This window comes from Bifidobacterium sp. ESL0819 (genome assembly GCF_052606245.1).
In genome coordinates, this window is record NZ_CP199587.1 from 518,592 (window position 1) to 538,262 (window position 19,671).

Consider the following 19,671-nt stretch of genomic DNA (forward strand, 5'->3'; position numbering starts at 1 on the left):
CAAGGCTGCAATGGTGTCGTTTTCTCCATGGCCACGATGCTAGAGCACCCGAATACATACGACCAGCCACCATCCAGAATTCGGACATTTTTAGACCAAAGACTGTTTATCCACCACCAGCGTTGTGAAAAATATGTCCAGCAGAATTCCGTCCACACCCTTATGGACAAGAACCGGGCCTAGGGGCAAATTCCCAGACCCGGTTCTCTCAATTAGCAGCTCGGAAGATCAGTCCTCGTCCTCAGCCACGCGGGAGTGGCTGTAGATCATCTTCATGGAGCAGATGAAGAGCACCAAGCCCAGCAGGATGATCACGCCGCCGATCATGAAGACATTGGCGTAGGTCGAAGCCAGGCCCTGCGCAGTGCCGGCCAGACTGCCCGAACCCATGGATCCGTTGGCCATGAGCTGGCCGAAGAGGGCGACGCCGATGGAGCCGGTGATGGCCTGGAGCAGATCGTTGAAGCCGAGCACACGGCCGGACTCCTCAGGTGCCACGGTCAGGGTCGCAGTGTCAACGATGGGCTGGTAGAAGAAGGAGGTGCCGAAGTAGTAGATGCAGGGCGCCACAGCCAGGGCCCAGATCTTGCCGGCGGGGATCAGGAAGGCGATGGCGATCAGGCCGCCGCCCATGCAGGCCAGAGCCAGGATGACCGAAGCCTTGCGCCCGATCTTCTGAATGATCGGCCCGGCAGCGAATCCCATGATGCCGGCCAGGATGATGGACCAGACCAGCAGGTTGGAGACCTTGGAGGAGTCGATGCCGTACACGTTCAGACCAATGGCGTTGACGCCCGCGTTCAGGGTGTAGCTGAAGAAGTAGCCAACGAAGATGACGGTCATGGTCATGGCGAAGGCCGGGTTGGTCAGCATCTTCGGAGTGATGAAGGGATTGCTGGCCTTGTTGACATAGACCAGGAAGGCCACCAGGGTCACGATGCAGGCGATGCCCCAGCCCCAGTTGATGTCAGTGAAGAACATGGTCACCGAAGCAGCGAACAGTCCGATCAGCGTGAAACCGATTCCATCGATCTTGGCGCCAGCTGCATGCTGGTCGGGCAGGTTCTTGGCCAGAACGGGGATGAAGAGGACAGCCACAATGCCTACGCCGAAGAGCCAGCGCCAGTCAAGCAGGGTCATGTAGCCAGCCAGGAAGACTCCCAGGGCAGCGGCGAAGCGGAAGACCGCGACGAAGACGCCGTACCAGAGCACGCGCTTCTTCTTCTCCACATACTTGGAGACCAGAACCAGGAAGATGGATCCGGAAACCTGCCAGCCGGCCGATTGCACCACGCGGGCGGCGATGACGATCCAGATGCTGAAGGTGCCGAAGCACCCCAGAATCGACCCCAGCACGAAGACGATCGTGCCCAGGATCATCATCTTCTTCAGGGAGACGAAATCACCCAGGGAGCCGTAGATGACGCAGACGATTCCCAGGATGATGCCGGGCAGCGAGGTGATCAGCGGAGCCAGATTGGCCTGGTTCAGCTGCTTGCCGATGTTCACGTAGATCATGCCGAAGGCCTGCTGCTGAAGCACGCCCAGGGTGAAGATAATCAGAACCACCGGGATGGCTACGCGGGCCATCTTGTTCATTTTTTCGAACTCCGGGGTCCCCTCCTCGGGAACGGGTATGCCATTCCTCTGCTCCTCGGAGACAGTTGACTCACTCATTTTTTCTTTAATTTCCTTTCGGTTCTTCGCAATGGGGAAGCTACTGACGGCGGACCTTGCCGACCTTGTCAACGAAGCAGGAACGGAACCTGTCCACGTCCACGTCCACGCAGACGCTGGCATTGGCCTTGCCGCCAAGGATGCCGTCGTAATCGACCACCGTGGCGCCCAGGGTGAGCGGGCTGGAGATCTCGACATCCACAAAGGCCTCGCGCATGGTGAACAGGTCTGGCTGAATCAGCACCATGGCGGCGGAGGGGTCATACATCTTGATCCCCTCCTCGATGTGCCCACCGTCATAGGACCGGAAGAGGGATGCGACCATGCCGCCCACTTCACCGGCTGCGTCCAGATCGTCCAGGTCTCCGGCGACCAGATGGGCCTTGCGACCGATGTCCAGGCCGACCATGGTCACAGGCAGCCCGCTGCGGAAGACCATCCTGGCGGCCTCTGGGTCGACGGAGATGTTGAACTCGCCATAGACCCCGATATTGCCGCGTCCTGTGGAGCCTCCCATCATGACGATCCGGTCGATGTGGTCCTTGACCTCCGGGAAGGTGGCCAGCAGCAGGGCGATGTTGGTCAGAGGGCCCAGGGTCAGGATGGTGACTGGCTCATCGCTCTCCAGCAGCACCCGCCGCTCCTCCAGGACCGCGTTGTTCTCGGTCAGCAGGCTGGCGTCCGGCTCAGGAAAGACGAATGACCCCATCCCCGACTTGCCGTGGGCTTCGGTGGCGAACCTGTTGTCGCGCATGAGCGGGGCCGCCGCGCCACGGGCCACGGGGATGCGCCTGCCCAGGAAAGTCAGCAGCTTCAGCGCATTGTTGGTGGTGTGGCCGATGCCCACATTGCCGGACACCGACGCTATCAGCCTGATGTCAAAGCCGGGTTCGTCGACCAGCATCGTAATGGCCGCAGCATCATCGATGCCGGGGTCCGTGTCGATGATCAGTGGTCTGGTCATTGCTTCACTCCTTTTGCTCTTGTCGTATCCAAACTCAAATTCCTGCCCCGCTTTGGGCCCGGCGGGCTGCATCGACAAAGGCGGCGACGGTGAAGACCGGGCCATCCAAGCCGATCTGCCGGGCCACCCGGGTGATGGGCGGAGGCGTCACATAGGCCTGCTTGAGCACATCCTCCCGGGCGAAAACCTCCTCGCGGCTGCCATCCAGCTGGACCCGGCCATGCTGCATGAGCACAACCCTGGGGAAGTTGCGGGTGACAAACTTCATATCGTGGGAAATGGTGATGCAGAGTCTGCCTTGGTCTTGCAGACGGGCGATGATGGCAGCCAGCCGATCATTGCCGGCCCGGTCCTGTCCGCACGTGGGTTCGTCGAAGACCACGGCGCCCGTGTCCATCATGAGGACGGAGCCGATGGCGCAGAACTTCTTTTCGGTGGGGCTCAGATCGAACGGATGATCATCCAGCCGGCCCGCCAGGCCCACTAACTGCGCCACCTGCTCCATGCGGCGCTCTATCAGATCCTGATCGACCCCAAGCTGCCGGGGACCGAACTCGAATTCCTTGCGGATGCTGTCCAGAAAGAGCTGATCGTCGGGATTCTGAAAGACGTACCCCACCTTGCGGGCCCACTGGGCCGTGTTCGCCGTAGCCAGATCGACGCCGTCAATCAAGATGCGACCACTGGTTGGTCTAAGGATGCCGTTCAGATGCTTGGCCAGGGTGGTCTTGCCAGCGCCGTTCTGACCGATCAGCGCCACAGGCTGATCACCTTCGAAGGTCAGATTCACTCCGTCCAGGGCACGATGGCCATGCGGGTAGACGTATTCCAGATGCTCCAGGTCGATCTTCATCGCAGCGCCTTCCGAATCATGCGTACCGCCTGGTCCTCGCGTACGGGCAGATCCGGCAGGTCGAATCCAGCGTCCTGCAAACCCCTGCCGAGTTTGACGTAATCCGGTATGTCAATCCCCCACTTCACCGTCTCGGGATCGGTGAAGACCTCCTCGGGGGTGCCCATGGCACGAACCCGGCCTGCCCCCAGGACCATGACCTGGTCGGCGCATCGAGCGACCCGCTCCATATCGTGATCGACCATGACTACGGTGATCCCCTCATGGTTGAGCCGCTTGACAATGTCGAAGATCTCCTCGCTGCCTAGCGGATCCAGCTGGGCTGTGCATTCGTCCAGAACCAGAATGTCCGGTTCCATGATCAAGGTCGAGCCCAGGGCCACTCGCTGCACCTGTCCGCCGGAAAGCTCCAGAGGGTTCTTGCCGAGCAGATCCCTGATATGCATAAGGGCAGCCACCCGAGCCACCTTGGCATGCATGGTTTCACGTGGAACCCCATGGTTGCCCAGCCCGAAGGCCAGTTCCTCGGCCACGGTCCCGGCCGTATAGGAGAGCTGATTGAAGGGGTTCTGAAAGACCAGTCCCACATGTCTGGACAGATCGGCAATGTTCGAAGCGGCTACGTCGATGTCCTCGATCCGAATGCTTCCCTTGGACTTGCCTACGAAATAGTGCGGAATCAGACCGACCAAGGCGTTGCACAGGGTCGACTTGCCCGATCCGTTGGCTCCGACGATGCAGAAGAAGCTGCCCTGCTCCACGCTGAAGCTCACCCGCTTCAACGTGCTTCGATCGGCATCATGGTATCTGAAGGAGAAGTCATCCACTCGTATGACCTCAGTCATGCCCGACCTCCCCATTGAATGGCCAAGGTGATCAGGCCAGCACGCGCGAGGCAGCCGAGCACCAGAGCCAGCACCAGAAAAACGATGAACAGGATGGTCATCACCGTGTCGCTGCGCCGCCAGACCACCTCCAGGTAGCTGGTCTGCCGCACCCCTCGGATGCCGAATCCCCGGGTCTCCAGGGTCATCCCGCGCTCCTGCGAATCCGTCAGAGAGGAAAGAACCACCGGCCCAAGCAGGGGCAGGAAGGCCTGCGCCCGGGAAATCAAGCCGCCGCCGGTCTCCAGACCACGTGCATGCTGAGACTGCTCGATGACCGCAATCCTGCGCTGCATCTGGGGGACCACATTCAGACTGGCCAGGATCAGGTAGCCGATCTTCGATGGCACGCCTATCTGCGTCAAAGCCGCAACCAGGCGACCCATGTAGGTAGTTTTATTGGTCAGGTAGAAAGACCCCAGGAAGACCAAAAGGGTTACTACGATTTTGGCCGCATAGAGGCTGCCTTCAAGGCCCAGCTCGGCAAATCCCAAGTCAAGAATGACCTTGGTGTTCCTCGGGCTATAGCACCCCTGAATAAACAGCAGCATGAGCGTGACGGGAATGCCGAATCCGAGCATGACGCCAGAGAAAGGCCGGAGCACCCGGGCCAGGGCCGCTGCTACGAAGAGGATGACGATGATTCCCAGACCCAGGGTAAAGTCCGGCCAAGCCAAAGTCGCAAGTCCCAAGGAACACACCCCAGCAATCTTGGCCATGGGATGCATGCGAGCCAGCGGAGAATCAGGAATCCCGTTTGATGCAGGACCAGGCATCAGCGTTCAGACCTTTGGGTACGTTCACGGTCCGAGTCCGCTGGATCGCCTGTCGATGAGCCACAATCAGATTCTGCCGCACCGTCGACCTTCCTCGGCCGGGCTGGACGCTCCTGACTGGACGCTCCAGCCGCTTCGCGTTCGTCGTCGTCTTCGTCCTCATCCAGGTCATCCAAATCGTCCAGATCCGCCTGGTCATCGCTGCCATCCAAGGCGTACTGGCTCAGGAAGCGCTTGGGGATTCGACGCACGATCACATAAGCGATCAGAACGGTAATGCCCTTGTCGATCAAATTTTCCAGCACGGAGGAGGAGAGCACCGAGATGACGATGTTCTTCACCGCCACCACCAGTGCAGCCGTGAGGACCGAAGTGCCGTTGACTCCGGTGGCGCCCCCATAGACGAGCACGGTGATCAGGGAGGCGGTGACCGTGTTGACCAGTGCGCAGGCCAGCCAGACCAGGACGACACCCCATATCCGTTTGAACAGCCCCGCCTTGACCATGTATCCGATGACCAGGCCGCACAAAACGCTGGAGAGCGCATAGGGCAGATAGACCGGATTGGCCACCAAAGCGAGGAAGATATTGGTCAGCAGCCCGCACAGGGCAGCCACCCAAGGGCCGGACAGACAGGCGATGACCGTGGTGCCAATCATATCCAGGAAGAGCGGCAGTTTGAGGGTGGAGCTCAGGGTTCCGCCGATGAGGTTGATGCCCACTGCGATGGGTATCAGCACCAAGGATTTTGTCGAGAACTGAGCAGTGATTCCTCTCCACAACGATCGCGCGCTCATAATCCGTACCGCCTTTGGTCCTTGAATGTCGATTTCTGCAGATGGCCGTCGCTCACAGCCAGATCCGCATCACCGCTTTGAGAAACCACTTTCGTAAACAACTTTCATTGACAGAGACTATCAACAGCTGTCTGGGGTGTCAAATGCGAAACCTCTGACGACGATCTCTCAGGTAAGCTTGATTCGCCAGATCCAACAGGCCAACGAAGCCATTCGCCGGAGCGTCAGAGATGAGGAGGACAGGAACCCTATGAACATCAAGGACATTGCCCAGCTTGCCGGCGTATCCACCTCGACGGTCTCCAAGATCGTGAATCACAGGGACGCGAGCATCACAGCCGCCACGCGCGACCGGGTCCTTGAATTGGTCAGGAAGTACCACTACACGCCTTACGGATCCTCCAAGCCCAACACCACCACCTGGAGAATCGGGGTCCTGCTGAGCTCATCCATCTCCATGGACTCCACCTTGGACGGAATCATCCAGCAGGCACAGAAATCCGGTTACGGGACCCTGGTCTTCAACAGCTACGGCGATCACGACCAGGAGGAGCGCAACATTCTTGCCGCCCTGGAGCATAGGGTGGATGGCTTGGTCTGGGAGCCGATCGACCGCGCAAGCCTGTCCTTGAAAAGCCGGATCGAGGCAGGAGGGATTCCCGAGCTCACCATTGGCCCCCTAGGAGACGACAAGACCGCGCTCATGCCCTACGAAGAGGCTGCATACAGTCTTACGGAAGAGCTGATCAAGCGCCGCCACACCAGCATCGCTTGCCTGCTCTCGCCGGGCAGACGGACCCAGAGCTTCCTGCACGGCTATCGACGCTGCTTGTTCGACCACAACCTCCAATACCACGCTGACATGGTCCTGGGAACCATCGACGAGGATCTGACCCGGGTATTGGAGAACCGGCATGTCACCGGAGTCGTGGCATCCCACTACCACCACGCCCTGGAATTCCTCCAGTTTGCCGAATCCATGCACTACCGCCTCCCCCAGGATCTCTCCCTGGTCTCGCTGATGAACGACACCAACGTGCACCTGCGCTACCCGGGCAGTCCGGAGATATCGTCCTACATCATGCGCAACGCCGACTTCGGCGCCTACCTGTGCCGACGGATCATCCACGCCATCGAACATGACTCCCATCAAAGCGAGGCATTCGACCATGTCTTCGCGCTGGAAGGCGAGCAGACCGTCGGCCGGCCCCCGGACCAGCAATGCAAGAAGATCGTAGTGGTCGGCAGCATCAACGTAGACACCTACCTGACCGCCTCCAGCCTGCCCAAGGCGGGCATGACCACCACGACCAGAAACTTCGCCTCCACGCCGGGGGGCAAGGCCACCAACCAGGCGGTGGGCGTGGCCAGGCTGCAGCATCAGGTCTCCCTGATCGGCAATGTCGGCAGCGATCCGGCTGCGGACTACATATACAAAACCATGAGGCAGGCCCGTGTGGATGCCACCGGCGTGCGCAGAGTCACCGGGGCGGACACCGGCAAAGCCTACATTTTCGTCGACAGCAAGGGCGAGTCGATGATCTCTCTGGTCGCCGGCGCCAACGAATCCCTGACGCCGGACGACATCACCGCGCGCGATCAGATTTTCCGAAACACCGGCTACTGCCTGATCCAGACGGAGATTCCCATGGACACTGTCGCCGAAGCCTGCCGGACAGCCAAACGTCACCATGCCGCCACTATCCTCAAGCCGTCATCCTGCAACCATCTGCCTGAGGACCTTCTGAATTCGATCGACATTCTGATTCCAAATTTCAACGAGCTGAACACTCTGATACCCGGACCGGAATCGGTAGTGGATAAGGCACAACAGTTCATTGACGGCGGGGTCGGCAAGGTCATCATCACCCTGGGAGAGCGCGGCTGCACCCTGGTCACTGCCAGCGGGCACAAGGACTTCCCCGCCCATGAGGCACGAGCGGTCGACGACACCGGCGCCAGCGATGCCTTCATCAGCGCTCTGGCTTCCTATCTGTGCAACGGATGCTCCCTGGACAAAGCCGCTCGGATCGCCAATCTGGCCGCCGGTTTCAGCGTCGCCCATGAAGGCGTCATCCCCTCCCTGATCAGCCGTCGCCAACTGGAGGGCCTGATCGACTGAGCACTCCGGGTGCGAGCAGGGTCATGTCTATCCGTCCTAATGGGCTTCGCTCTTCAACATAAAGCACATGTGCGCATCAAGAGGGTACGGTCTGGTCGTAAGTGTATGCGGCGACGACTTTGAAGAAACCATCGCAGAAACATATCAGCTCAATGCTGATGGCTGGATTTTCTTCGCTGACGCCATTACCTTGCGATGTGTCTGCCACCTTAAACAGGATTACCCCGTCATATTGGCAGGTGGCTATTTGGGCGATGGCGAATTGGACGCGGTCATGATGCCCAATGTTGATGCATCGTGTTACGCCGCGAATTGGCTTATCGAGCATTCCGATGGTCGCATAGGAATGACCGGCGCTTCTTTCGAAATCTACGAGAAGGATGCCATAGATCTTGATCCGACACCCCAGTGGCTTCGTCATATACAGGACAGAGACACAGACATGAGACTGCATGGGTATCCATTAGCCCTACAAGATCACGCCTTACAGCCTGATCGATTATTCGTCCCGTTCGTGAACTGATTGAAATAGAAGGCGAAAAAGCCGCAGAGATGCCGCTGCAAACAGTAAATATGCCTCAAGCATCATATGCGCCAACGATGCACTGGCTCTGGGCGCCTTGTCTACCTTGTCCAAGCATCACATTTCCGTACCGGAACCAATGCAAGCAATCGGCTTTGAGCGTCACACCACTATCCGATAACGGATAGACGAGCATTTCAACTCCTCCCATTGTCTCAGAGTCACACCCATCAGAGCTCTAGACAACACAAATAACCTAAATGCCTCATGCCCGAAGAGACGCCGTCATAAGGATATTCCAAGGTTTGTTTGGTTATTCTTTGACGGCTCCTGCGGCGAGGCCGGACTGCCAGTATTTCTGCAGGAGGAGGAAGGCGATGACCAAGGGGATGATGGTGATCAGGCTTCCGGTGATGACCAGGTTCTGGATGGCCTGCCCGCCCGCGGTGCTGGCCTGGTCCTTCCACTGGTTCAGGCCGATCGTCAGCGGGTACCAGTCCGCGTCCTTGAGCATGATCAGGGGCAGGAAGTAGTTGTTCCAGGTCGCCACGATCGTGAACAGGGCGCAGGTCACGATCCCCGGCGCCAGCAGGGGCAGGCTGATCGTGCGGAAGGTGCGCCACTCCGAGGCGCCGTCCACGCGCGCCGCCTCCAGCAGCTCCCCCGGCACCGCCTGGTCCGAGAAGATCCACATCAGATACAGGCCGAATGGGCTGATCAGGCTGGGAATGATCATCGCCCAGGGCGTGTCCGTCAGCCCCAGCTTCGCGAACAGCAGGAACTGGGGGACCGCCAGCGCGATGCCCGGCACGCTGATCGCGCCCAGCACCACCGCGAACACCGCCTTGCGGCCCGGGAACCGGAACTTGGCCAGCGCATATCCGCCCATCACCGCCAGCAGCGTTGCCCCGCCCGCGCCCACCACCACATACAGGAGCGTGTTCGCCAGCCAGCGGGCGAAGATCCCCTGCTGATAGGAGAACACCTCACGAATGTTGTCCCACAAGGCGAACGTTCGGCCCGGCCCCAGGCCGAACGTGCTCGTGAAGTCCGCCTGCGTCTTCGTCGCGTTCACCAGCAGGTAGGCGAAGGGGAACAGGCAGTACAGGGCGAACACGCCGCACGCCAGCGTCAGCCACACCGACCGGCGCGGATTCGACGGGTTCGAGAATCCGCTCGACGCCGCTCGACGCCGCTCCGCCCGCTCGTCCGCCGCCACGCGCCTAGCCCGCGCACGCTCGGCCGCACGCACCCTGCGGCCCTCAGCATCCAGCACGCTCATCGCATCTGCTCCCTCATGCTCCGCAGCTGCACCGCATACGCCACCAGCATCGTCAACGCCGCCATCACAATAGCCAGCGCAGCCGCATAATTGGACTGATTGCCCGAAAAACTCAGATTATACGCATACATGTTCGGCGTGTAATACGTCGTGATCGCATTGCCAGGCACCATGTTCTGCATCACGCTCGGCTCGTTGAACAGCTGGAAGGAGCCGATGATGCTGAAAATCACCGTGATCGCCAGCGAGCCCCGCAGCTCCGGCAGCTTCACCCGGCGCACCACCTGCCACTCGCTCGCCCCGTCGATCGCAGCCGCCTCATACAAGGAACGCGGCACCGTCGACAGCGACGAATAGAAAATCAGCATGTTATACCCCGTGAACTCCCACGTATTGATGTTCCCGATCGCCGCCAAAAGCACCGACGGCTGCAGCACATCCACATGCGTGCCCAGCCACGCGTTCAGCGAGCCCACCAGCCCGTACTTCGCCCCATACATGAACCCCCACACCAAAGCCGACACCACCGCCGGCACCGCATACGGCAGAAACGTCGAAATACGGAAGAACCGCATCCCATGCAGACGCAGCGAATCCAAGGCCAAAGCCATCAACGCCGACAAGCACAGCATGATCGGCACCTGCACCACCGTGAACACCACCACCCGACGCACCGACGACCAGAACTGCCCATCAGCCATCAGACGACGATAATTGGCCAACCCAACAAACACCGTCCCGCCAACCATCCGATGCTGAAACAAGGAAATCCACACCGCATACACCACCGGCACCACAAACACCACCACAAACACCAACGCAAACGGCCCCATAAACAACCAACCACGCCAACGGGCAGCCGTCCGCGAATGCTGCGGCACCGATGCCGTGTGACCGCCTGAGCTCACAACTCTCCTACCCATATCTTGACCCTTTTCAACAAACTCAAAATAACAGCGCGGCTATCCGCCTCTCGACAGGAACGTTTACATATAGGCAAGCGTTCCTGCCGAGGACAGTATGGGTTTCCTGTGCGCTAGCAGCTATTTGATAACAGCTATTTAACTGTGAAGCCCTGCTGACTTGCATATTTCTTCAAGCTATTCTGCCAATCGGTAATTGCTTGCTTAAAAGTGGATTGGCCATAGTAAGCCTTGGACGCATAATCGCCATAAATGCTGCTTGCATAAACATTAAACAGAATATTTTTGAAATGAGGATCGACATCTTTTGCGGCCTGCGACAGTACTTCGTTGAACTTTTGCCCGCCAAAATACTCAACAGCCTTGCCATCGCCCCCCTTGACAGACGTTGAATCCAAGAACTGCTTATCTGCCAAAGTCTTGGTATCGGCAGGGAATGCCCCAGCCCCAACGCGCAATTTGATAGATCCGCGGTCATGGGAGGCATATTGCACGAATTTGTATGCGGCATCAGCCTTAGAAGTCTTGTCGATCACAGCCAATACTGACCCTCCGTTTTCGGAGTTATGCTTATCGCCTTCATGCAGAACAGGCATGGGAGCAACTCGCCATTTACCAGCGGCCTGCGGAGCTGACGAAAGCAGATTCGGCGGCATCCAAGCCCCAATCAAAAGCGCGGCGGTAGAACCATCTCCTAAGCTTCTATTCCACTCATCCGACCACACGGACAGCTTTTTATTGACCAGATTCTCATCTGACATGCGTTGCCAAAATTCCAAAAACCGCTGAGTTCCTTTGTCACTCGAAAGGTTGATCGTTATATTTTGCCCATCGCTTGAGTAATCATATGGATGACCGCCAAAGGCCCATATCATGGCTTTGAAGAATCCAGCATCGCCGGAATCAGCCTCGATGTATGATCCGACTGCCTTTACTTTCTTGGCCGCCTCGTAATATTCGTCCCAGGTCTTCGGAGGTTCGGTCACGCCGGCCTTGTCAAAAACTTCCTTGTTGTAGAACATAGCCATGGGACCGGAATCCATTGGCAGCCCATAAATACCACCATTGATAGCAGATGAGGCCCAAGTTCCCTTTGTATAATCGTTCTTGAAATTACTGGGAACGTACTTGCTAATATCCTTAACAATATGCCTGATCTGAAACTCTGGAAGGTCTTCGTAGCTGAATTGGGCGATATCTGGCAAACCCGAACCTGCCTCTGAGGCATTGTTCAATGCTTTGTACTGATCATTGCCAACCCCGACATTGACTAATTTGACTTTGATATTAGGATACTTGGCTTCAAACGGCTTTATTACAGTTTGATATGTCTTTTCCCAAGCCCAGACTGTAATTTCCGTAGACCCTGTGGCATCTGATTGCCCCCCGGATTGAGAACTGCCGCATGCAGCCAAGCCCAACACTGACAATACGACTGTTCCGCTCGTCAGAATCTTTTTTACCGATATCATTGTTCCTCCCGCTATCCAGCGGCAATCGCATGACGCTTTTATGAATGAATCATCTTTGACTTCACGAAGCAACTTCAACATCAATGTTGATTTGACATTAAACCATACTCTAACACCTGCGCGTTAATACGCAACTACATGATCGCCAAACCGAACCTGACTGGACGCGGAAAATACCATTTAGGCCTCTGCAAAGGAGAAGACAATATTAAGCAGAGATATGGTGCTGTGCTCAATCAGCTCACCATCGAAAACAATTAACGATCATGACTATTATCGCCACCCAACTCCCTGTCAATCGCAAGAGCCTGTCCGCTTGTACGCAGTTGGGGGAGACTTCTGAAAATTTCAGACCTCATCACCTGGTTAGCCTCCATCACCTTGTGCCTTTGAACACCCTCCTCATATGCCCGGACGCCCAACCGTCTAGAGTAGACATCAGGAAGCGTTACAGCTTTAAGGCACCAAGGGAGCGGCCATTATGAAACCTATGTCTGGCTATGCCAAAGATCTGCAGCACTCGGGCATGATCGCCCGCGACTTGGACGAGACCATCGACTTTTACACCGACAAACTCGGGTTCGAGCTGGTCGGCATATACCCCAACGGCGAGAACCGCTGCGCCTTCCTGCGCCTAGGTCATTTGACCATCGAAACCTGGGAGGGTGAGCCTGCGCCCATGCGCACCGGAGCGATCAACCACTGGGCGCTGGATGCACCAGACATCGATGCGGCTTACGAGCATGCCCTGGAGATGGGATTGAACATCAGAGAGGACTCCGTCCAATCCATTCCCACCTTCTGGCAGCGCGGAATCCGCTACTTCAACGTCATTGGCCCCAACCAGGAGACCATCGAATTCTGCCAGATTCTCTGAATGCCACCCGCATAAGCTGCAAAAGCCACACCCAGACGCGCGAATCGTGCAGGCAGTATGTGCATGGCACCTTGCCGGATGCTGCGCTCTGGCAGGACTGCCCCATACGGGCAATCCCATGTGAGTAATAAGACACATTTATCTGTGACCGGCAAGGAACTGAACCCACCTGAATTTCCTTAGAAAATAGCCGTTTTAGGCACAAAACCCCTTGCTATTCGACTTGTGTCTTTCCGCTAAAATGAGCATTGCGTCCAACGCAGGATGCCAGATAATGAAAGAAGTTTCTCATGACGAACATTGAGAATGTCACGGTGGCCGGCGGCGGGGTGCTGGGCAGCCAGATCGCCTTCCAATCAGCATTCAAGGGCAAGAAAGTCACAGTCTACGACATCAACGATGAGGCCATTGCAGCAGCTGAGCAGCGGATCAAGAACCGTCGCGGCCTCTACAAGCGGGACATCAACGCCACCGACGAGCAGTTCGATGCAGGGCTGAATAATCTGAGCTACAGCGCAGACCTGGCTGAAGCCGTCAAGAACGCCGATCTGGTCATCGAAGCCGTCCCCGAGAAACCCTCCATCAAGCACAACTTCTATCAGAGCCTGGCCAAGGTAGCCCCCGAGAAGACCATCTTCGCCAGCAACTCCTCCACCTACGTCCCCAGCACCTATGCTGCCGACACCGGTCGTCCGGCTAAGTTCCTTTGCCTTCACTTCGCCAATCACGTATGGCGCATGAACACCGCCGAGATCATGGGCTCCGACCAGACCGACCCCGACATCTTCAACGAAATCGTGGACTATGCCAAGGAAATCGGCATGGTCCCCATCCCTCTCCATAGGGAGCAGCCCGGATACATTCTCAACAGCCTGCTGGTCCCCTTCCTGGAGGATGCCGGCTACCTCTGGGGCAATGACATAGCAGACCCTGAAACCATCGACAAGACCTGGATGATCGGCACTGGCTCGCCCGTTGGCCCCTTCGGCGCCTATGATGCGGTCGGCCTGCGGACCATCTACAACATCATCGAGGAGCAGAAAGGCGACGACCCTGGCTTCAAGCCCTTCCTGGAGAAGGTCCGGAAGATGCTCGACGAGGGGAAGACGGGTAGTGACGCGGGCCATGGATTCTATGATTATCCGAACCCGCGCTACAAGGATGAGGACTTCCTCAAGGCCTGATCGTCTGTCTGCCGCATCTGTGAGCCAGGCCCTTCCAAGACCTGACTCTATTATAGAAGAGCGTATCCAAGGATGGATACCACAAATGAAAGAGGTTTCTATGACGAACATTCATAATGTCACGGTTGCTGGCGGCGGTGTGCTTGGCAGCCAGATCGCCTATCAATCTGCCTTCAAAGGCAAGAAGGTGACGATCTACGACATCAACGACCAGGCTGTAGCGGCGGCAGAGGAGCGCGTCAAGAACCTGCGCGATTCCTACAAGCATGACATTAACGCCACCGACGAGCAGTTCGATGCAGGCCTGAACAACATGTCGTACAGCTCGGACATGGCTGAGGCTGTCAAGAACGCCGATCTGGTCATCGAAGCCGTCCCCGAAAAGCCCTCCATCAAGCACGACTTCTACCAGAGCCTGGCCAAACTGGCACCCGAGGATACTATCTTCACCAGCAACTCGTCCACCTACGTACCCAGCACCTTCGCACCCGACACGGGCAGGCCGGACAAGTTCCTGAACATGCACTTCGCCAACCAGGTCTGGCTGAACAACACCGCAGAGATCATGGGCTCCGAGCAGACTGACCCCAGGGTCTTCAACGAAATCGTGGACTATGCCAAGGAAATCGGCATGGTTCCCATCGTCCTGAAGAAGGAGCAGCCCGGATACGTCCTGAACACCCTTCTCATTCCCCTGCTCAACGCCGCCGCCCACCTCTGGGGCCACGACATTGCAGACCCAGAGACCGTGGACAAGACCTGGATGATCGGCACGGGCGCCCCCATGGGACCCTTTGCCATCTTTGACGTGGTGGGGCTGCGGACAGCTTTCAACATCACCAAGGAGCAGCAGGGCGACAACCCAGACTTCAAGCCCTTCATGGAGAAGATCCAGAAGATGATGGACGAGGGCAAGACCGGCAAGGATTCGGGACAAGGATTCTACACCTATCCTAACCCCGCCTTTGCTGATCCTGACTTCCTGAAAGCTTGACAGGACCGCTCTTTCACCAAGCAGAGCCCACCCGTTCCAAGGGATCACGTCGTGACGTGCCTCCCCCAACGGGCGGGCCCGTTTTTCATCCGGCACGCTCAAACGAAGCCGCCCTCACGATGCACATTGACTTGGGCACCCGACACCGGCCGACCCGGTACATTCCTAAACATGCATTACGCCGACTGAATCTAGCGGAGGAAAACCGCTGAAATCACGAGAAACGATCGGACGGATCCGGGCCTCTACAACCGAACCGTTCCATTTGCCCGGCAGATTGACATAGTCCCCATCCAGCTGCAAAGGAAGCAGCCTGACTTAAGTATTTAACACGATCCTGATGCTGCTCGTGAGCGCGCCCAAGCGCTCGTTCGGACCGCCTACAGCATCCACTGCCAACGCTGGAACGACAATCCTCAAGCCCAGCCTCTTCCCGAACGAGCTTAGAGAAGAGACCGATCAGAGCGTCTGCCATCCACCTGATCCTGACTACCGGAACCTCGGATTCCTCGAGGACTGGAGCGAAGCCTGCTAAGTGGGCTGTGAGTCTGGAGCATGGCCCTTTCGCAGTCCACAACAGAGGGCGTGGTAAGCTTTGTATTTATGACATTTTTGTGAAAACCGCTAAAGGAAGAGGCAGATAGGGAAATCACAAAGGCGGAAAAGAGGAACAACGGCCTAGTGGCCGGAGAAGGAACAATGGCAGAGGACGATAAAATTTCGGCTGCAAAAAAGAGCGGCCAGCGCGAGCAGAAACAGCGTGATCGACAGACAGCCAAGCAACTGAAGAAGCAGCAGGCGGCAGCAAAACGCAAGGCCCGCAAGCAGAATCCCAGGCCGCATCGCGGCTGGAGCGAGCGTCTGCATCTGACCGATATCAACGTAGTGGACAGATCCACACTCAAACGGGCCATCGCCGGCACCGTGGTCGGTAACTTCATGGAATGGTATGACGTGGGGGTCTACGGCTACCTGGCAGTGACCATTGGCCGCGTCTTCCTGTCCGACGCATCCGATGCCGTACAGCGGCTCTTCTCTCTGGGCGTCTTCGCCGTCACTTTCGTCGCCCGACCCCTGGGCGGCGTGGTTCTGGGCCAGCTGGGCGACAAGATCGGTCGCCAGCGCATCCTAGCCTTCACCCTGCTGAGCATGTCCGCAGCCACCCTGCTGATCGGCCTCCTGCCCAGCTATGCTGTTGTCGGCCCTCTAGCGCCCATTCTGCTCATCGTGCTCAAGCTGATCCAAGGCTTCTCCACAGGCGGCGAATATGCGGGGGCCTCGACCATGGTCACCGAATACTCACCGGATCGACATCGCGGCTTCTTCGCCTCCCTGTTGGATGTGGGATCCTATCTGGGCTACGCCTTCGGGGCGGCGTTGGTTTCCCTGCTGGAGTTCTCCATCTCCCCGCAGGCCATGCTGTCATGGGGCTGGCGCATCCCCTTCATCATCGCACTGCCACTGGCCGCCATCGCGGTCTACTTCCGGGCCAAGGTCCAGGACACCCCCGCCTTCCGTCAGGCACAGGACGCCAGCGACGAGAAAACCAAGAGCCAGCACAAGAGCCTGCTGGACCTGATCCGGGGCTATTGGCGGGAACTGCTCATGGCCTTCATCCTGGTGGCTGCAGCAAACACCCTCAGCTACACGCTGACCGCCTACATGCCCACCTACCTGTCGGGCACCCTGCACTACAACACGGCCCAGGCCAACCTGCTTTCCCTGCCGGTCCTGCTCATGGTGGCCTGCTGCATCCCCATCACCGGAGCACTGTCCGACCGCTTCGGGCGCAAGAAAGTCCTATTCATGGGGGCGCTCACCGGACTGTGCCTGTCCCTGCCGGCCTTCCGCCTGCTGGAGCGTGAGACCACTGGCGCCGTCTTCGGCGGACTGGTTCTGCTGGCCATCCCGGTCATCTTCTTCGTAGCCAACCTGGCCTCCACCCTGCCTGCCCTCTTCCCCACTGCCTCTCGTTACGGCGGCATGGGACTGTCATACAACCTGGCTGTGGCCGTCTTCGGCGGCACTGCGCCTGTCATTATGGAGGGTCTGGTAACTGCGACCGGCAAGTCTCTGGCACCTGCCTACTGGATTATGTTCACCTCGACCTGCGGACTGATCACTGTGCTCTTCCTGGCGGAGACCGCCCGGCGCCCCATGCCCGGCACCCTGCCCACCGTGCTCAATCGTCAGGAGGCGCGCGACCTGGTGGCCACACAGGACCGCAACCCCGATCTGGATGTGAAGACCATCATCAAGGACGCCGAAGAGAGCGGCGTGCGCAAGACACCGAAAAAGCTGGCTACTGAGGCGCGCAAGCTTCTGGGCCTTTCCCGCACAGGCGCTAAGAAGAAGAAATAGTGAGCGCTATCAGGCCGGGTGGATCGGATGGCTGACTAGGTCGCGCTCGATCCAAGCCATGACCAGCCTGGCCAGGACATCAACCTCTGCATCGGTCAGAGCCCGGCCGCGCGGAATGTGATGCCAGCGCTCAATGCACCCCCGGCAGCAGGTTGCTGTGGCATGCTGGGCCGTGAAGACCGGATGCCCACGGTAGGGGGTCTGTTTGCCATCCTTGAGCGGATGAGCAGGCCCCACACGCTTGGCCAGCATCTCATGGGCATGGCGGTCGATGGTATCCCTGCCCTTGGCGCGAGCATAGGCGCGATCCTTGGCCGATAGAGAGAATCCAGCCCGAAAGCGTGAATGTCCCAATCTGGCAAGAGTGTCCTGAGTCCAAGCTTCATCCGCACTGTTTATCGCTGAACCGCTGCCGGTCATTCCCTGGTCGCCTCCGTGTTCGGATTCCCTCTGGGATCCTCGTTCAGCCTTACCAAAGAGTCTGTACCCGATCAAGGTTTCCCATGCGGAATAATTCACCGAACATGGCACCAACAGGGACCAGTGTCGGGGGTAATGTGAAGACAGTACCTATATTCATCAACTATCAGACCCGCCATGATCTGTCATGCCCGGGTCACGAACAAGGGGGCTTCATGGCCAAAAGCAAGATGACTGTAGCCGAGATGATCGGGCTCTTCCTCACCCCTGACGCGCCTGTGCAGGTGACCGCCTTTGACGGGTCGGTCTTCGGGCAGGAGCAAGCGCCGCTGCATCTGGAAGTCAAGAATTCCCGTGCCATGTACTACATCACAGAGAACCCTAACGACCTGGGCTTGGCCCGCGCCTACCTGCAGGGCGATCTGGACTCTCCAGAGCTGCTGCCGGGCAACCCCTACCAGGTTCTCAAGGAGCTGATGGGCCTCAAGCACTTCGTCAAGCATCCCAGCAGGATGGAGCTGGCCCGTGCAGCTGCGGCCGTCTTCTCTCATGGTGTACGCGTACCCGAGCCGCCGGCCATCGAGGGGCCCTCCCTGGCCAAGCGACTGACCGAAGGCATCCGCCCCCACACCCGCCGGGGGGACGCAGCCACAGTCAGCTACCATTACGACCAATCCAACGACTTCTACCGGCTCTTCCTGGGCTCCTCCATGACTTACACCTGCGCCGTCTTCGAGAAGGCGGACAACAGCCTTGAGGACGCTCAATGGCACAAGCTCAACATGGTCTTGGACAAGATGCGCCTGAACAAGGGCGACCGTCTGCTGGACGTGGGCTGTGGCTGGGGCTCCATGGAGATCGCGGCGGCCCGCCGCGGCATTCACGTCATCGGTGTAACTCTGGCCGAGGAGCAGGTCGAATGGGCCCAGAACTGGATCCGCCAGGAGGGTCTGCAGGATCTGGCCGAGGTCAGGCTGATGGACTACCGCGACGTTCCTGAGTCCGGATTCGACGGAATCTGCTCCATCGGCATGATGGAGCATGTGGGCTACAAGCAGTACCCCTCCTACTTCAAGGAGATGATGGACAAGCTGCGCCCCGGCGGCATCCTGCTCAACCACCAGATCACCCGCACCAACTCCCACGACCACAAGAGGGCCGGCGGCTTCATTGACCGCTACATCTTCCCCGACGGCGAGCTGGCCAGCCCGGCCGAGATCGAACTGGCCATTCAGGACACCGGCTTCGAGGTCATCACCCAGGAGAACCTGCGTCAGCACTATGCGCTGACCCTCAAGCACTGGACCGAGAACCTCCAGGAGCATTGGGACCAGGCCAAGCCCATGGTGGGCGCGCCGAAGGCACGGCTCTGGGGCCTGTACATGGCCGGCGCACGGCTCAACTTCGAGCTCGACAACATTCAGATACACCAGTTCCAGTGCATCAAGCCCGATCCCGAGACCGGCACGGACACCTACCCGCTGCGGCCTTGGTGGGATCGCTAGTTGGCCTGAGGCGACCGATAGCTACGCGGCCGATAAAGCCATAAAGCTCTGAAAAGG

The 19,671-nt window shown here is 58.3% G+C and carries 17 protein-coding genes and 1 pseudogene; 7 read left to right on the forward strand and 11 right to left on the reverse strand.

From position 1 onward, the window contains the following. Nucleotides 1-228 precede the first annotated feature (228 nt). The 6 genes and pseudogenes from ACUIAD_RS02430 to ACUIAD_RS02455 form a co-directional block, all read right to left on the reverse strand. Nucleotides 229-1,677, reverse strand: coding sequence for an MFS transporter (locus tag ACUIAD_RS02430; RefSeq protein ID WP_445343582.1), 1,449 nt, complete (start codon nt 1,675-1,677; stop codon nt 229-231). Between the two features lie 40 nt (nt 1,678-1,717). Further along, a complete protein-coding gene (locus tag ACUIAD_RS02435) occupies nt 1,718-2,641 on the reverse strand; it encodes a nucleoside hydrolase (protein ID WP_445343583.1) in 924 nt (307 codons plus the stop codon). Between the two features lie 34 nt (nt 2,642-2,675). Beyond that, nucleotides 2,676-3,494 (reverse strand): energy-coupling factor ABC transporter ATP-binding protein, encoded by an 819-nt coding sequence (locus ACUIAD_RS02440; RefSeq protein ID WP_445343584.1) that lies wholly within the window; start codon nt 3,492-3,494, stop codon nt 2,676-2,678. Next, complete coding sequence (locus tag ACUIAD_RS02445) at nt 3,491-4,339, reverse strand: energy-coupling factor ABC transporter ATP-binding protein (protein WP_445343585.1); 849 nt, start codon at nt 4,337-4,339, stop codon at nt 3,491-3,493. Before ACUIAD_RS02445 ends, ACUIAD_RS02440 begins: the two co-directional genes overlap by 4 nt. After that, a complete protein-coding gene (locus ACUIAD_RS02450) occupies nt 4,336-5,154 on the reverse strand; it encodes an energy-coupling factor transporter transmembrane component T (protein WP_445343586.1) in 819 nt (272 codons plus the stop codon). Before ACUIAD_RS02450 ends, ACUIAD_RS02445 begins: the two co-directional genes overlap by 4 nt. 146 nt (nt 5,155-5,300) lie before the next feature. Further along, nucleotides 5,301-5,951 (reverse strand): annotated as a pseudogene (locus ACUIAD_RS02455) (ECF transporter S component); the annotation flags it as partial. 178 nt (nt 5,952-6,129) lie between these two features. On the opposite strand from ACUIAD_RS02455, the gene ACUIAD_RS02460 reads away from it, so the two are divergent. Beyond that, complete coding sequence (locus ACUIAD_RS02460) at nt 6,130-8,073, forward strand: PfkB family carbohydrate kinase (protein WP_445343587.1); 1,944 nt, start codon at nt 6,130-6,132, stop codon at nt 8,071-8,073. Nucleotides 8,074-8,149: 76 nt separating this feature from the next. Here ACUIAD_RS02460 and ACUIAD_RS02465 read toward each other — a convergent pair whose 3' ends face one another. From ACUIAD_RS02465 to ACUIAD_RS02480, 4 genes are all read right to left on the reverse strand, one after another. Beyond that, nucleotides 8,150-8,527: a hypothetical protein gene (locus tag ACUIAD_RS02465; RefSeq protein ID WP_445343588.1), complete on the reverse strand. Its 378-nt coding sequence runs from the start codon at nt 8,525-8,527 to the stop codon at nt 8,150-8,152. Nucleotides 8,528-8,909: 382 nt separating this feature from the next. Further along, nucleotides 8,910-9,878, reverse strand: a complete 969-nt coding sequence (locus tag ACUIAD_RS02470) for a carbohydrate ABC transporter permease (protein ID WP_110452897.1) — start codon at nt 9,876-9,878, stop codon at nt 8,910-8,912. Further along, on the reverse strand, nt 9,875-10,711 hold the full coding sequence (locus tag ACUIAD_RS02475) for a carbohydrate ABC transporter permease (protein WP_445343779.1): 837 nt from the start codon (nt 10,709-10,711) through the stop codon (nt 9,875-9,877). Before ACUIAD_RS02475 ends, ACUIAD_RS02470 begins: the two co-directional genes overlap by 4 nt. 224 nt (nt 10,712-10,935) lie before the next feature. Then, nucleotides 10,936-12,273 (reverse strand): ABC transporter substrate-binding protein, encoded by a 1,338-nt coding sequence (locus ACUIAD_RS02480; RefSeq protein WP_445343780.1) that lies wholly within the window; start codon nt 12,271-12,273, stop codon nt 10,936-10,938. Between the two features lie 478 nt (nt 12,274-12,751). On the opposite strand from ACUIAD_RS02480, the gene ACUIAD_RS02485 reads away from it, so the two are divergent. From ACUIAD_RS02485 to ACUIAD_RS02505, 5 genes are all read left to right on the forward strand, one after another. After that, on the forward strand, nt 12,752-13,150 hold the full coding sequence (locus ACUIAD_RS02485; protein WP_181414522.1) for a VOC family protein: 399 nt from the start codon (nt 12,752-12,754) through the stop codon (nt 13,148-13,150). 290 nt (nt 13,151-13,440) lie between these two features. Continuing rightward, nucleotides 13,441-14,334 carry a 3-hydroxyacyl-CoA dehydrogenase gene (locus ACUIAD_RS02490; RefSeq protein ID WP_445343589.1) on the forward strand — a complete coding sequence of 298 codons (894 nt, stop codon included), beginning with the start codon at nt 13,441-13,443 and terminating at the stop codon, nt 14,332-14,334. A gap of 100 nt (nt 14,335-14,434) precedes the next feature. Then, a complete protein-coding gene (locus ACUIAD_RS02495; protein WP_110452892.1) occupies nt 14,435-15,328 on the forward strand; it encodes a 3-hydroxyacyl-CoA dehydrogenase in 894 nt (297 codons plus the stop codon). A 349-nt stretch (nt 15,329-15,677) separates the two neighbouring features. Next, nucleotides 15,678-15,863, forward strand: a complete 186-nt coding sequence (locus ACUIAD_RS02500) for a hypothetical protein (protein ID WP_445343590.1) — start codon at nt 15,678-15,680, stop codon at nt 15,861-15,863. 164 nt (nt 15,864-16,027) lie between these two features. Further along, on the forward strand, nt 16,028-17,689 hold the full coding sequence (locus ACUIAD_RS02505; protein WP_110452842.1) for an MFS transporter: 1,662 nt from the start codon (nt 16,028-16,030) through the stop codon (nt 17,687-17,689). A 9-nt stretch (nt 17,690-17,698) separates the two neighbouring features. Here ACUIAD_RS02505 and ACUIAD_RS02510 read toward each other — a convergent pair whose 3' ends face one another. Further along, nucleotides 17,699-18,109, reverse strand: coding sequence for a DUF4186 domain-containing protein (locus ACUIAD_RS02510; RefSeq protein WP_445343591.1), 411 nt, complete (start codon nt 18,107-18,109; stop codon nt 17,699-17,701). A 215-nt stretch (nt 18,110-18,324) separates the two neighbouring features. On the opposite strand from ACUIAD_RS02510, the gene ACUIAD_RS02515 reads away from it, so the two are divergent. After that, nucleotides 18,325-19,614 carry a class I SAM-dependent methyltransferase gene (locus ACUIAD_RS02515; protein WP_110452844.1) on the forward strand — a complete coding sequence of 430 codons (1,290 nt, stop codon included), beginning with the start codon at nt 18,325-18,327 and terminating at the stop codon, nt 19,612-19,614. The last annotated feature ends 57 nt before the right edge of the window (nt 19,615-19,671 follow it).